This is a genomic window from Bacillus sp. PPSBB_2, from assembly GCF_045291115.1.
Taxonomy (GTDB): Bacteria; Bacillota; Bacilli; order Bacillales; family Bacillaceae_G; genus Bacillus_A; species Bacillus_A cereus.
The window spans coordinates 4,835,947-4,849,864 of the sequence record NZ_CP147983.1 but is presented as its reverse complement, the minus strand read 5'-3'; the positions used below and the strand labels follow the sequence as shown (position 1 = coordinate 4,849,864).

Sequence of the window (13,918 nt, the reverse complement as noted above, 5' to 3'; positions counted from 1 at the left end):
ATTCGGGGAGACATTCACGCTCATGCTTTCCATGTAAACAATGGACAATAAGAGGGGAACACCGCAACAAATTTGCATGATCGTGCATTTTGCTTGCCTAAAGAGTGAACGGGCGTTCATAATTCATAAGGGGAGCAAATAGATATAAGGAGCAAGGTTGGGAGAATTTTCAGGAAAAGGAGAGAATGTCATGACTGTTATTCGAGGTTTAGAAGGGGTAGTAGCAACAACATCATCTGTGAGCTCTATTATTGATGATACATTAACTTATGTTGGGTATAATATTGATGATTTAGCTGAGAATGCTACGTTTGAAGAAGTAGTGTACTTATTATGGCACCGCAAGCTTCCTAATGAAAAAGAACTAGCGGAATTTAATGAAATTGTATCTGAATACTATAAAGTTCCAGGTGAGATTTTAACATATTTGAAACAAGTAGATTTAAAAATTGCACATCCGATGTCTGTTTTACGAACTGCAATTTCCATGCTATCATTATACGATGAGAGCGCTGAAATTATGGATGAAAAGTCCAATTATTTGAAAGCGGTTAAATTACAGGCTCAAGTGGGAACTTTAGTTGCTGCTTACGCGAGAATCCGTAAAGGTTTAGATATTGTTGAGCCAAGAAAGGATTTATCATTAGCTGCAAACTTCTTGTACATGTTAAATGATCGCGAGCCAAATGAAGTTGAAATTGAAGCTTTTGATAAGGCGCTTGTACTTCATGCAGATCATGAGTTAAACGCTTCTACATTTACTGCACGTGTTTGCGTAGCTACACTTTCAGATGTATATTCTGGTATTACAGCAGCAATCGGTGCATTAAAAGGTCCTCTTCACGGTGGGGCAAATGAGAATGTAATGAAGATGTTAACTGAGATTGGTGAAGAAGAAAATGTAGAGTCATATATTCATAATGCTCTTCAAAATAAAGTGAAAATCATGGGCTTTGGCCACCGTGTGTATGAGCAGGGTGATCCACGTGCAAAACACTTACGTGAAATGTCTAAGAGATTATGCGTGCTTTTAGGAGAAGAGAAATGGTATAATATGTCTATCAAAATTGAAGACATTGTAACAAAAGAAAAAGGTCTTCCACCAAATGTTGATTTCTATTCAGCTTCTGTATACCATTGTTTAGGAATTGACCATGACTTATTTACACCTATTTTTGCAATTAGCCGTATGTCAGGCTGGTTAGCTCATATTCTAGAACAATATGAAAACAACCGTTTAATTCGTCCGCGTGCTGATTATAATGGACCAACGCATCAAGTGTATGTTCCAATTGCACAACGATAAGCGAATAACACTATTTTGATAGTGAAAATACGCTTTCAAAAGTCTGATTTTTTCGGAAAGATGTAATGATTAGAATATTTTAATTTGACTAACGGTTTGAACTGAGGGGTTATTCCCTCAGTTTCATACATATGAAATTTCAAACATGGGGGTTATCACATTGACGACAGGTGAAAAAATTACTGTAACTAATGGTGTTATGAATGTACCAAACAATCCGATTATTCCGTTTATCGAGGGAGATGGAATTGGTCCTGATATTTGGGCAGCTGCATCTCGCGTACTAGAAGCAGCAGTTGAAAAAGCTTATGATGGTGAGAAGAAAATCGTTTGGAAAGAAGTGCTTGCAGGGGAAAAAGCATTCAACCAAACAGGCGAGTGGTTACCAGAAGAAACTTTAAACTTAATTCGTGAATATTTAATCGCGATTAAAGGTCCACTTACAACTCCAGTTGGCGGTGGTATTCGTTCTCTAAACGTAGCACTTCGTCAAGAATTAGATTTATATGTATGTCTACGTCCAGTTCGTTATTTTGAAGGTGTTCCTTCACCTGTAAAACGTCCGGAAGATACTGATATGGTTATTTTCCGTGAAAATACAGAAGACATTTATGCTGGAATTGAATATGCGCAAGGATCTCCAGAAGCAGAAAAAGTTCTTGCTTTCTTAAAAGAAGCAATGGGTGTTAATAAAATCCGCTTCCCAGAAACATCTGGTATTGGTATTAAGCCAATTTCAGAAGAAGGGACAAAGCGTCTTGTTCGTGCTGCAATTCAATATGCAATTAACGAAAAACGTTCTTCTGTTACATTAGTTCATAAAGGAAACATTATGAAATTTACAGAAGGTGCTTTCAAAAACTGGGGTTACGAAGTAGCGGAACAAGAATTCGGCGACAAAGTATTTACTTGGGCTGAATATGATCGCATTGTTGAAAAAGATGGTAAAGATGCAGCGAATAAAGCGATGGCAGACGCTGAAGTGGCTGGAAAAATCATCGTAAAAGATTCTATTGCAGACATCTTCTTACAACAAATTTTAACTCGTCCACGTGAGTTCGATGTTGTTGCAACAATGAACTTAAATGGTGACTATATCTCTGATGCACTTGCTGCACAAGTAGGTGGAATTGGTATTGCACCTGGTGCAAACATTAACTATGTGACTGGACATGCTATCTTTGAAGCTACACACGGTACAGCTCCAAAATATGCAGGTTTAGATAAAGTAAACCCATCTTCTGTTCTTCTTTCAGGTGTATTATTATTAGAACACTTAGGATGGAACGAAGCTGCGAAATTAGTAACTGCTTCTGTTGAGAAAACAATTGCTTCAAAAGTAGTAACTTATGATTTCGCACGCTTAATGGAAGGTGCAACAGAAGTGAAATGTTCTGAGTTCGCTAATGAACTTATTAAAAACATGGATGTAGCGATAATCAAAAACGCATAATTAAAGCGGGGGGTAAATTATGACAATCAAACGCAAGAAGGTTTCAGTCATCGGTGCAGGATTTACAGGAGCAACAACGGCATTCTTATTAGCACAAAAAGAACTTGCAGATGTTGTATTAGTGGACATTCCACAACTGGAAAATCCAACAAAAGGGAAAGCGTTAGATATGTTAGAAGCGAGCCCAGTACAAGGTTTTGATGCTAACATTATTGGAACATCGGATTACGCAGATACTGCTGATTCTGACGTTGTCGTTATTACAGCAGGTATTGCACGTAAGCCTGGTATGAGCCGTGATGACTTAGTAGCAACAAACTCTAAAATTATGAAAAGTATTACGCGCGACATTGCAAAACATTCACCAAATGCAATTATTGTTGTGTTAACAAATCCAGTTGATGCAATGACATATTCTGTATTTAAAGAAGCGGGATTCCCGAAAGAGCGTGTAATCGGCCAATCGGGTGTATTAGATACAGCTCGTTTCCGTACATTCATCGCACAAGAATTAAATCTTTCTGTAAAAGACATTACAGGATTTGTTCTTGGCGGACATGGTGACGACATGGTACCTCTTGTGCGTTATTCTTATGCAGGCGGTATTCCGTTAGAAACGTTAATTCCGAAAGAGCGTTTAGAAGCAATCGTAGAACGTACACGTAAAGGTGGCGGTGAGATTGTAGGCTTATTAGGAAACGGTAGTGCATATTACGCACCAGCAGCTTCTTTAGTTGAAATGACAGAAGCAATCTTAAAAGATCAACGCCGTATATTACCAGCTATTGCGTACCTTGAAGGTGAGTATGGTTATAGTGACCTTTACTTAGGGGTACCAGTAATTCTAGGTGGTAACGGAATTGAAAAAATTATTGAATTAGAACTTCTTGCAGATGAAAAAGAAGCGTTAGATCGCTCTGTAGAATCTGTACGTAATGTAATGAAAGTTCTTGTTTAATAATTGAATAGTAGTGAAAAAGATTCGGGATTCCGAATCTTTTTCTACTATTTACCGAATTGTTTTTTTGAAATAATATGAAAACGCTATCATTTGTAATATCCTATAATGAAACTGTAGATTTATACTATACATTGCCCTCATCATAGTAAATTTCGGATAAGGTATCGCTTTTAGTAGGATAATAAGGTGAAAAAATCGGAGGGGGTTGTAACATGTTAAAGAAAAAAGTTCAAATTGGTCGTAAAATGGATGAAATTACAGTAGGAGAGAAATTATCTATCACTGAAAAAATTGAGGATAAAGATTTGTTATTGTACTTAGGGTTAACGAATGATGCCAATCCATTATATATTCAGCATGATTACGCATCCCAAACTCCGTATGAAAAGCCGATTGTACCAAGCATTATGCTAACGGGAATGATTACAACGGCGGTTACGAAATATTTACCGGGTCCAGGAAGTCATATTACGAGAAAGGACCTTACATTCGTGAAACATGTTCACCATTATGAAACGTTACAAATCCACTTTGAAGTTGTGGCTGTTTCTGAGGAGGAACATACAATTGATATGCTTGTATCTGCTCATGATGAAAAAGGAGAAACTGTTGTGAAAGGTTCATTAACAGTAACGCCACCTTTTAAATCAGTTTCTATTATGGAAAAAGCATTAGATAATTTTTAAAAAGATGAAAATATGAATAGCGCTAGCATACCTTTCATAAGGATGCTAGCGCTATTTTTAGTTGAAGAACCCTTCTTTGAACCCTTCAGCAAATTCTGAGCACCCCGTTTTAATCGTATCCCAGCTCGGAGCGTTAAAAGCAAGGATACATGTGACTGCTAAAGATAGAATGGATAGTATTAGTCGCATAATAGACCTCCGTATATTATTAATTTATATATTAAGATTAATGATATAATTATCGGTAATTGAAGTCAATTAAAGGAGTGGTTTTTTAGGTAAGGTGGAAAAGAGAAGACGTGATCTTTGAAACGGTAAGAGAAGCTGAAGTGTGGGCAGACGGGGTTGCGAATGAAATGTACGGGAGAGTATTTGATGGATATGAAACACCAGATTATAAAATAGCGTATGCTCTTTCGTTTTTCCTAGCACAAAATCAAGATTTTATAGTTCATACGGAAGTGAGCTTTAAAGAAGAGAGGGCAATCTATAAAGTTTGGCAAAATCCTGTGTAGTTGCAGATGAATCGTAATTACTTCTATTTTCTCAATTCTACACAAACGATCTCCATGAATAGACAATTATATTGAGAGGGACCTTGTTTTCTAGTATGATGAGAATAACGGGGAAAATACTAGGATGAAGAAGGTTTCAAGTCTATAACTTGGAGGAAAAGAATGAACAATCGTATTTTAGTAGTTGATGATGAGGAATTTATCTTAACTTTAATCGAATTTAATTTACAACAAGCTGGGTTTGAAGTTATAACAGCGATGGATGGAGAAATGGCGCTTCAAAAAGCGACAACAGAACGCCCAGATTTAATTATATTAGATTTAATGCTTCCGAAAATGGATGGTATGGAAGTGTGTAAAGAATTACGATTGCAGCGCGTTATGACGCCGATTTTAATGTTAACGGCAAAAGATGATGAGTTTGATAAGGTGCTAGGCCTTGAACTTGGGGCAGATGATTATATGACAAAGCCATTTAGTCCAAGAGAAGTTGTTGCTCGTGTGAAGGTGATTTTGCGCCGTACGAAATTACAACAAGAAGAACAAGTTGCAGAAGCGCCAGATGAAGATAGCATCACAATTGCAGAACTTAAAATTTTACCGGAGTTTTATGAGGCTTATTTCCAAGGAAGAAAGCTTGAATTAACACCAAAAGAATTTGAACTACTTGTGTATCTTGCGAAAAATAAAAGTCGCGTGTTGACACGTGATCAATTACTAAGTGCTGTATGGAATTACGATTTTGCTGGTGATACACGAATTGTTGATGTTCATATTAGCCATTTGCGCGATAAAATTGAACAAAATACGAAAAAACCGACGTACATTAAAACGATACGTGGTTTAGGATATAAATTAGAGGAGCCAAAAGGGAATGAATAAATTTCGTTCCAGGCTTCTTTTTACATTTGTTTCTCTTATTGTATTTATTTTAGTTGGACTAGGTTTATTACTAGAAACTGTGTTTGAAAACTACTATATAGATCATGCTAAAGAGAGAATGGTAAAAGAGACAGAGTATGTTGCGACGTTAGCAGAAGAGCAAGGTTTTGATAATGTCTTAAAAAACCCATACGTATTTGAAAAGTTAGAAGAAAAAATACCAGCTTCTATCGTATTTTTGGATGAAAAAAAGAAAGTTCAATATAGAAAAGGACAAGAATTGGCATTTAGTCCAGAGACGATTAAAGAACTTTCTTCGGAAGTGGCAAAACAACGAAGTAAAGTGATTACGAAAGAAACGGATCGAAAGAATGAATTTTATCATGCGGTGTTCGTTCAAGATGTAGAAGGAAAACAAGGATACATTTTGGTGAAAAGTATAATTGATCCTTTAAGAGACGTACATCAAAAAACGTGGGGATTATTAATTATCGGATTTGTCATTGCTTGTCTCGTAGTTGTATTTTTAGGTATGAAAATTACAGGGCAATATATTAGGCCAATTGAATCGGTTACGAAAGTTGCAATTGAATTGGCAAAGGGCAATTATAAAGCACGTGCATACGAAAGTCATTCGGATGAAACAGGGATGCTGAGTAAAGCGATTAATATTTTAGCTCGAAATTTACAAGAGATGACACTTGAACAAGAAATGCAGCAAGATCGTCTGCATACGTTAATTGAAAATATGGGAAGCGGAATGATTTTAATTGATAGCCGAGGATATATAAACCTTGTAAACCGCTCTTATAAGGAAACTTTCCACGTAACAGATGAAGAATATTTAGATCGCTTATATTATGAATCGTTTCATCATACAGAAATTATTGAGCTTGTAGAAGAAATCTTTATGACAGAAGTGAAAGTGCGTAAACAAATGTTATTGCCACTTGGAATTGAACGGAAGCATTTCGAAGTATATGGAGCGCCGATTATCGGGACAAACCATGAATGGAAAGGGATTGTTCTCGTATTCCATGACATAACAGAGTTAAAGAAATTAGAACAAATGAGAAAAGACTTTTTAGCGAATGTTTCTCATGAATTAAAGACACCGATTACTTCTATTAAAGGTTTTTCAGAAACACTCTTAGACGGAGCGATGGATAATAAAAAATTCTGCGAACATTTCTTGCACATTATTTTAAAAGAAAGTGAGCGCATGCAAGGATTAATTGAAGATTTATTAGATTTGTCGAAGATCGAACAACAAGGATTTAAATTAAATATGGGAACCGTTGATATGAAGGGGCTGCTTGAAGATATTCATATGGTACTTGATAATAAAGCAGGAGAAAAAGAAATCTCTTTACAAGTTAATGTATTAAAACGTGCCTCTGTTATTGGAGATCCAAGTCGTTTGAAACAAATCTTTATTAATTTAATTAATAACGCAATCGTATATACACCGGCTGGAGGCGTTGTTTCAGTAGAGTTAGCGGAAGATAAATATAATGCTTATATAAAAGTATCGGATACTGGAATTGGTATTAGTAAAGAGGAAATTCCGCGTATTTTTGAACGTTTCTACCGGGTGGATAAAGCAAGAAGTAGAAATACTGGTGGTACCGGCCTTGGATTGTCGATCGTAAAGCATTTAGTTGAGGCGCATCAAGGTACGATTACAGTAGATAGTGAAGTTGGAGAAGGGACAACGTTTACAGTTGTTTTACCGAAATCAGCAACTGAAAAATAGGATGAAGGATGTTTACAATATATTAACAATGGCTTAATTAAATATTAATAAAGCTCTGTTAATATAATACATGAAAACCCCTTCATCCAAGGAGTAATTTTGGACGAGAATAGTTAAGCTGTTCTCGTCACTTCCCTTTATGCCAATATAAGTCTGTTTTATATATGAAAGAAAATAGCCGTTATTTTTCTTCTCTCTATTAGTCATGTTAATATAGAGAGAGGAAAGGAACGGTTTTTTTCTGTGAAAAAAATCATTTCAAATTTGTATGGGGAGGTTTCAATTTTGGAAAAAAAGGTCGTATTAGTAGATGGTAATAATATCGCGTATCGTGCTTTCTTTGCACTACCGCTTTTAAATAACGACAAAGGTATACATACGAACGCAATTTACGGTTTTACAATGATGTTAATGAGAATATTAGAGGAAGAAAAGCCAACTCATATGTTAGTGGCGTTTGATGCAGGCAAAACAACGTTCCGTCATAAAACGTATAGTGAGTATAAAGGAGGACGTCAAAAGACTCCACCTGAATTATCAGAGCAGTTCCCGTTTATTCGTGAGATGCTGGATGCGTTCAATGTACCGCGTTATGAATTAGAAAATTATGAAGCGGATGACATCATGGGAACGTTAGCGAAAGAAGCGAGTGAGCAAGGGGCGAGTGTAAAAGTTATTTCAGGAGATAAAGATTTACTTCAACTTGTTTCTGATAACACGCTTGTATGTATTCCGCGAAAAGGGATTACAGAAGTGGATGAATATACGAAAGAAGCTTTATTTGAAAAATACAGCTTATCACCAAAGCAAATTATCGATATGAAAGGTTTAATGGGAGACCAATCAGATAATATTCCGGGTGTACCAGGAGTTGGTGAAAAAACGGCGATTAAATTGTTAACACAGTTTGGAACGGTTGAAGAAGTGTATGAAAATCTAGATCAAGTAAGTGGGAAGAAATTAAAAGAAAAACTGGAAGAAAATAAAGAACAAGCTCTTATGAGTAAGGATCTTGCAACTATTATTACAGATGCGCCGATTACAGTTCATGTGGATGATATGGCGTATAAAGGATATGAAGCAAGTGATGTCATTCCAATGTTCGAGAGTTTAGGATTTACATCTCTTTTAAATAAATTAGGCGTTACGCCAGAAGAAACAGCTCCAGCTGAATTAGATGATATTACATTTGATATTGTGGAAGAAGTTACAGAAGAAATGCTTCAGCAAGATAGTGCGCTTATCGTTGAAGTACAAGAAGATAACTATCATAAAGCAGACATTCAAGGTTTCGGTATTCAAAATGAAAATGGATGTTACTTTATTCAGACAGACATTGCTCTTAAGTCAGATGCTTTTAAAGAGTGGCTTGCAGATGGAGAGATGAGAAAGCATACATTTGATGCGAAGCGTGCAATTGTTGCACTGAAGTGGAATGGGATAGATATGCAAGGGATTGACTTTGATCTATTAATCGCTGCTTATTTACTTGACCCGGCTGATACAGATAAAGATTTCCGTACTGTAGCGAAAATGAAAGAAACGCATGCTGTGAAATCAGATGAAGAAGTTTACGGAAAAGGTGCGAAGCGTGCTGTTCCAGAGTTAAAGGTAGTCGCGGAGCATGTGGCTCGTAAAGTGCATGTATTATATGATGTAAAGCAAACATTCGTTGAAGAGTTAAAGAAGAATGAGCAATATGAACTGTTTACAGAGTTAGAATTGCCGCTTGCACGTGTATTAGCTGATATGGAAGTAAAGGGTGTAAAAGTTGATACAGAGCGTCTTCGTAATATGGGAGAAGAACTTGCGGGTAGATTAAAGGAAATGGAACAGGAAATTTATAAGCTTGCGGGAACAGAATTTAATATTAATTCACCGAAGCAGCTTGGTGTTATTCTGTTTGAGAACTTAAACTTACCGGTTATTAAAAAGACGAAAACAGGTTATTCTACGTCAGCTGATGTACTAGATAAGCTTATGAATCACCATGAAATTATTCCAAATATTTTACATTATCGTCAATTAGGGAAGCTAAATTCAACTTACATTGAAGGTTTACTGAAAGTTGTACATGAAGATTCATCTAAAATTCATACTCGCTTTAATCAAGTGTTAACGCAAACAGGTCGATTAAGTTCAACGGATCCGAACTTGCAAAATATCCCGATTCGATTAGAAGAAGGAAGAAAGATTCGTCAGGCATTTGTTCCATCACAAGAAGGATGGATTATGTATGCGGCTGATTATTCACAAATCGAACTGCGTGTATTAGCTCATATTGCAAATGATAAAGGGCTAGTTGAAGCGTTCCAACATGACATGGATATTCATACGAAAACAGCTATGGATGTATTTGGCGTTGAAAAAGATGAAGTAACTTCAAATATGAGACGACAAGCGAAAGCTGTTAACTTCGGAATTGTGTATGGTATTAGTGATTATGGTCTTTCACAAAACTTAGGAATTACAAGAAAAGCAGCAGCGGAATTTATTGAAAAGTATTTAGAAAGTTTCCCTGGTGTACAAGAATACATGGAGGACATCGTAAAAAATGCGAAACAAAAAGGATATGTAGCTACATTATTAAATCGTCGCCGTTATATTCCAGAAATTACGAGTCGTAATTTTAACTTGCGTAGCTTCGCTGAGCGTACAGCGATGAATACACCAATTCAAGGTACTGCAGCAGATATTATTAAAAAAGCGATGATTATTATGGCAGATCGTTTAGAAGAAGAAGGATTACAAGCGCGTCTTCTTCTGCAAGTACACGATGAATTAATATTTGAAGCACCAAAAGAAGAAATCGAAAAATTAGAGCAGCTTGTACCTGAAGTAATGGAACATGCGATTGAACTTGCAGTTCCGCTGAAAGTTGATTATTCTTACGGTCCAACTTGGTACGACGCAAAATAAGGAAGTGATGAAATGCCTGAATTACCAGAGGTTGAAAACGTCAGACGGACACTTGAAAATCTTGTAACAGGAAAAACGATTGAAGATGTTATTGTTACTTATCCAAAAATAGTGAAACGACCGGATGATGCAGAAATCTTTAAAGAAATGCTAAAAGGCGAGAAGATTGAAAATATAAAGCGAAGAGGAAAGTTTTTGCTTTTATATGTAACGAATTATGTCATTGTTTCACATTTGCGTATGGAAGGTAAGTTTTTATTACATCAAGAGGATGAGCCGATTGATAAACATACGCACGTCCGTTTCTTATTTACAGATGGAACGGAATTACATTATAAAGATGTGAGAAAGTTTGGTACGATGCATCTCTTTAAGAAAGGTGAAGAAATGAACCAAATGCCTCTTGCTGACTTAGGTCCGGAGCCATTTGATGCTGAAATGACACCGCAGTATTTACAAGAAAGATTACAAAAGACAAATCGTAAAATAAAAGTTGTGCTACTGGACCAGCGTCTTTTAGTAGGGCTTGGAAATATATATGTAGATGAAGTTTTATTCCGTTCTCAAATTCATCCAGAACGAGAAGCTTCGTCTTTAACAGTAGAAGAAATTGAGCGAATTTATGAGGCTACCGTTACAACGTTAGGCGAAGCAGTAAAGCGTGGCGGAAGTACAATTCGGACGTATATCAACTCACAGGGGCAAATTGGTTCGTTCCAAGAACTCCTAAATGTATATGGGAAAAAGGGAGAGCCGTGCGTAACTTGTGGCACGATATTAGAAAAAACAGTTGTTGGCGGGCGAGGAACGCATTACTGCCCAATTTGTCAGCCTAGAATATAGAAAAGAGATAACATCGGATAGGCATTTGTCATATACATACAGCAGAGCTATGTATAAGGGAGGAGCTTACCGATGTACCTTTATTTATCTCTTATTTTATTAGCTTTTACATTAAGCTTAGATAGCTGTAGTGTAGGGCTAACATATGGTTTAAGAAGCGTAAGAATTCCACTAAGATCAATTATAATTATCGGAATGTGTTCAGCGGCTGTTATGCTTGTTTCAATGGGAATTGGACATATGATCGCGAAAGTATTTTCACCTGTTATCGCAACGCGTATCGGTGGGCTTGTTCTTATTGGAATAGGGATTTGGGTATTATATCAATTTTTTCGAAGTGAGAAAAAAGAAGAACCGAAGCAAGAGGAGAAGGTCTGGAAATTAGAGATTGCCTCGCTAGGCCTAGTGATTCAAATTTTACGGAAACCGACTGTTGCAGATTTTGATAAATCAGGCACCATTTCTGCAGGAGAAGCATTACTTCTTGGTATAGCTCTTTCTGTAGATTCATTTGGTGCCGGAATTGGTGCATCTTTATTAGGGTATGCACCCGCTATGATGGCGATATTAGTTGCAGTTATGAGTTCTTTGTTTTTATTTATTGGAATGAAACTTGGAACGGTTTTATCAAATATGAAGTGGTTACAAAAATTTACATTCCTGCCTGGAGTATTACTCATCATTATTGGAATTTGGAAAATGTAAGTATGGGCGTGGAACATTAGTTTCGCGCCTTTTATTATGAGGAGGATTATTATGACAGTAGTAATTGGATTAACGGGAGGCATTGCAAGCGGAAAAAGTACGGTATCAGAAATGTTTCGTGAACTGAGCATACCAGTTATTGATGCAGATATTATCGCAAGAGAAGTTGTAGAGCGAGGAAAACCAGCATATAACAAAATAGTAGAAGTATTTGGAACGGAAGTGTTACAAGAAGATGGAGAATTAGATCGTCCAAAACTAGGAAGTGTCGTTTTCTATAACGAAGAAAAACGATTGCAGTTAAATAAAATTGTTCATCCTGCAGTGCGTGAGGAAATGAATAGGCAAAAGGAAATGTACATAAAAGAAGGTATGCAAGCGGTTGTGTTAGATATTCCTCTCTTATTTGAAAGCAAATTAACAAGTCTCGTTGACCGCATTTTAGTTGTAGCGGTTAAGCCGCATACGCAATTAGAACGTTTAATGAAACGAAATAACTTTTCAGAAGAAGAAGCAACAGCTCGTATTCAATCTCAAATGCCGTTAGAAGAAAAAATGAAAAATGCAGATGAAGTGATAAATAATGATGGCACAATTATGGGAACGAAAACACAATTGCAGGTAATTTTAAAAAAGTGGAACATTATTGACTAAAAAATTGTGAAATTAATGAAAATGCTTAGTGACATATCCCCTTTTTGTGTTATACTATTATTGGGATTGGAGATAAATAGTATAACGCATTCAAGGGGGATAACATATTATGACTCGTGTGGCAATTAATGGATTTGGACGTATTGGGAGAATGGTATTTCGTCAAGCAATAAAAGAAAGCGCATTCGAAATTGTAGCAATCAATGCAAGCTATCCATCTGAAACGTTAGCACACTTAATTAAATATGATACAGTTCATGGCAAGTTTGACGGAACAGTAGAAGCATTTGAAGATCACTTATTAGTTGATGGAAAAATGATTCGCCTTTTAAACAACCGCGATCCAAAGGAATTGCCTTGGACAGATTTAGGTGTTGAAGTTGTAATTGAAGCAACTGGTAAATTTAATTCGAAAGAAAAAGCAATTCTTCACGTTGAAGCTGGAGCGAAAAAAGTTATTTTAACAGCGCCTGGTAAAAATGAAGATGTAACAATTGTAGTTGGTGTGAACGAAGACCAATTAGATATTACAAAACATACTGTTATTTCAAATGCATCTTGTACAACAAATTGTTTAGCGCCTGTTGTGAAGGTGTTAGATGAGCAGTTTGGAATTGAAAACGGTTTAATGACGACAGTTCACGCTTATACAAATGACCAAAAAAATATTGATAACCCACATAAAGATTTAAGAAGAGCACGTGCTTGCGGACAATCAATCATTCCGACAACGACAGGTGCTGCGAAAGCGCTAGCAAAAGTTCTTCCACATTTAAACGGAAAACTTCATGGTATGGCACTTCGTGTACCAACACCAAACGTGTCTCTTGTTGATTTAGTAGTAGATGTAAAACGCGATGTGACAGTTGAAGCTATTAACGATGCATTCAAAACTGTTGCAAACGGTGCGTTAAAAGGTATTGTAGAATTCAGCGAAGAGCCTTTAGTATCTATCGACTTTAATACAAATACACACTCAGCTATTATCGATGGTTTATCTACAATGGTAATGGGTGATCGTAAAGTGAAAGTACTTGCTTGGTATGATAACGAGTGGGGCTACTCTCGTCGTGTTGTAGATCTTGTAACGTTAGTTGTTCAAGAGTTAGCGAAACAAGAAAATGTGCAACACATTTAAGTGAATAAGGGAGGAGAGGGCAAGGCAATATTTGCCCTCTTTTTTTAATTTTTTCTGAAAAGGAAAAAAATTATATAAGTATATTTTAAAAAGTGGACAT

Annotated in this window: 13 protein-coding genes; 12 read left to right on the top strand and 1 reads right to left on the bottom strand. The window is 36.4% G+C overall.

All coding sequences use genetic code 11. The features are described 5' to 3' along the window. Positions 1–157: 157 nt before the first annotated feature. The 4 genes from citZ to V6946_RS24515 all read left to right on the top strand — a co-directional run bounded on the left by citZ (position 158) and on the right by V6946_RS24515 (position 4,406). Complete coding sequence (gene citZ, locus V6946_RS24530; RefSeq protein ID WP_000503652.1) at positions 158–1,306, top strand: citrate synthase; 1,149 nt, start codon at positions 158–160, stop codon at positions 1,304–1,306. 160 nt (positions 1,307–1,466) lie between these two features. Beyond that, positions 1,467–2,759 carry an NADP-dependent isocitrate dehydrogenase gene (gene icd / locus V6946_RS24525; protein WP_000206898.1) on the top strand — a complete coding sequence of 431 codons (1,293 nt, stop codon included), beginning with the start codon at positions 1,467–1,469 and terminating at the stop codon, positions 2,757–2,759. A 19-nt stretch (positions 2,760–2,778) separates the two neighbouring features. Beyond that, a complete protein-coding gene (gene mdh, locus V6946_RS24520) occupies positions 2,779–3,717 on the top strand; it encodes a malate dehydrogenase (protein ID WP_000153230.1) in 939 nt (312 codons plus the stop codon). Between the two features lie 215 nt (positions 3,718–3,932). Continuing rightward, positions 3,933–4,406: a MaoC/PaaZ C-terminal domain-containing protein gene (locus V6946_RS24515; protein ID WP_000914180.1), complete on the top strand. Its 474-nt coding sequence runs from the start codon at positions 3,933–3,935 to the stop codon at positions 4,404–4,406. A 57-nt stretch (positions 4,407–4,463) separates the two neighbouring features. Here V6946_RS24515 and V6946_RS24510 read toward each other — a convergent pair whose 3' ends face one another. After that, the gene (locus V6946_RS24510) at positions 4,464–4,595 is read right to left on the bottom strand and encodes a hypothetical protein (RefSeq protein ID WP_001237022.1); all 132 of its coding nucleotides are present in this window, start codon (positions 4,593–4,595) and stop codon (positions 4,464–4,466) included. 110 nt (positions 4,596–4,705) lie between these two features. Here V6946_RS24510 and V6946_RS24505 point away from each other — a divergent pair, with 110 nt between their 5' ends. The 8 genes from V6946_RS24505 (at position 4,706) to V6946_RS24470 (ending at position 13,818) form a co-directional block, all read left to right on the top strand. Continuing rightward, positions 4,706–4,921, top strand: a complete 216-nt coding sequence (locus tag V6946_RS24505; protein ID WP_002041874.1) for a hypothetical protein — start codon at positions 4,706–4,708, stop codon at positions 4,919–4,921. Between the two features lie 162 nt (positions 4,922–5,083). Further along, a complete protein-coding gene (gene phoP / locus V6946_RS24500; RefSeq protein ID WP_406622135.1) occupies positions 5,084–5,803 on the top strand; it encodes a two-component system response regulator PhoP in 720 nt (239 codons plus the stop codon). Next, positions 5,796–7,559, top strand: coding sequence for a sensory box histidine kinase PhoR (phoR, locus tag V6946_RS24495; protein ID WP_001032106.1), 1,764 nt, complete (start codon positions 5,796–5,798; stop codon positions 7,557–7,559). Before phoP ends, phoR begins: the two co-directional genes overlap by 8 nt. Positions 7,560–7,844: 285 nt before the next feature. Then, positions 7,845–10,478 (top strand): DNA polymerase I, encoded by a 2,634-nt coding sequence (gene polA, locus V6946_RS24490; protein WP_366981545.1) that lies wholly within the window; start codon positions 7,845–7,847, stop codon positions 10,476–10,478. Between the two features lie 12 nt (positions 10,479–10,490). Beyond that, positions 10,491–11,321 carry a DNA-formamidopyrimidine glycosylase gene (gene mutM / locus V6946_RS24485; protein ID WP_001114478.1) on the top strand — a complete coding sequence of 277 codons (831 nt, stop codon included), beginning with the start codon at positions 10,491–10,493 and terminating at the stop codon, positions 11,319–11,321. 72 nt (positions 11,322–11,393) lie between these two features. Continuing rightward, a complete protein-coding gene (gene ytaF / locus V6946_RS24480) occupies positions 11,394–12,026 on the top strand; it encodes a sporulation membrane protein YtaF (protein WP_000281744.1) in 633 nt (210 codons plus the stop codon). Between the two features lie 51 nt (positions 12,027–12,077). Next, a complete protein-coding gene (gene coaE / locus V6946_RS24475) occupies positions 12,078–12,680 on the top strand; it encodes a dephospho-CoA kinase (protein WP_000219283.1) in 603 nt (200 codons plus the stop codon). Between the two features lie 109 nt (positions 12,681–12,789). After that, positions 12,790–13,818, top strand: a complete 1,029-nt coding sequence (locus V6946_RS24470) for a glyceraldehyde-3-phosphate dehydrogenase (protein ID WP_000198975.1) — start codon at positions 12,790–12,792, stop codon at positions 13,816–13,818. Positions 13,819–13,918: the final 100 nt, after the last annotated feature.

Coding starts and splice junctions, on each gene's coding strand:
- mdh (WP_000153230.1), top strand. CDS start 2,779: ATGACAATCAAACGCAAGAAGGTTTCAGTCATCGGTGCAGGATTTACA.
- V6946_RS24515 (WP_000914180.1), top strand. CDS start 3,933: ATGTTAAAGAAAAAAGTTCAAATTGGTCGTAAAATGGATGAAATTACA.
- V6946_RS24510 (WP_001237022.1), bottom strand. CDS start 4,595: ATGCGACTAATACTATCCATTCTATCTTTAGCAGTCACATGTATCCTT.
- phoP (WP_406622135.1), top strand. CDS start 5,084: ATGAACAATCGTATTTTAGTAGTTGATGATGAGGAATTTATCTTAACT.
- phoR (WP_001032106.1), top strand. CDS start 5,796: ATGAATAAATTTCGTTCCAGGCTTCTTTTTACATTTGTTTCTCTTATT.
- mutM (WP_001114478.1), top strand. CDS start 10,491: ATGCCTGAATTACCAGAGGTTGAAAACGTCAGACGGACACTTGAAAAT.
- ytaF (WP_000281744.1), top strand. CDS start 11,394: ATGTACCTTTATTTATCTCTTATTTTATTAGCTTTTACATTAAGCTTA.
- coaE (WP_000219283.1), top strand. CDS start 12,078: ATGACAGTAGTAATTGGATTAACGGGAGGCATTGCAAGCGGAAAAAGT.
- V6946_RS24470 (WP_000198975.1), top strand. CDS start 12,790: ATGACTCGTGTGGCAATTAATGGATTTGGACGTATTGGGAGAATGGTA.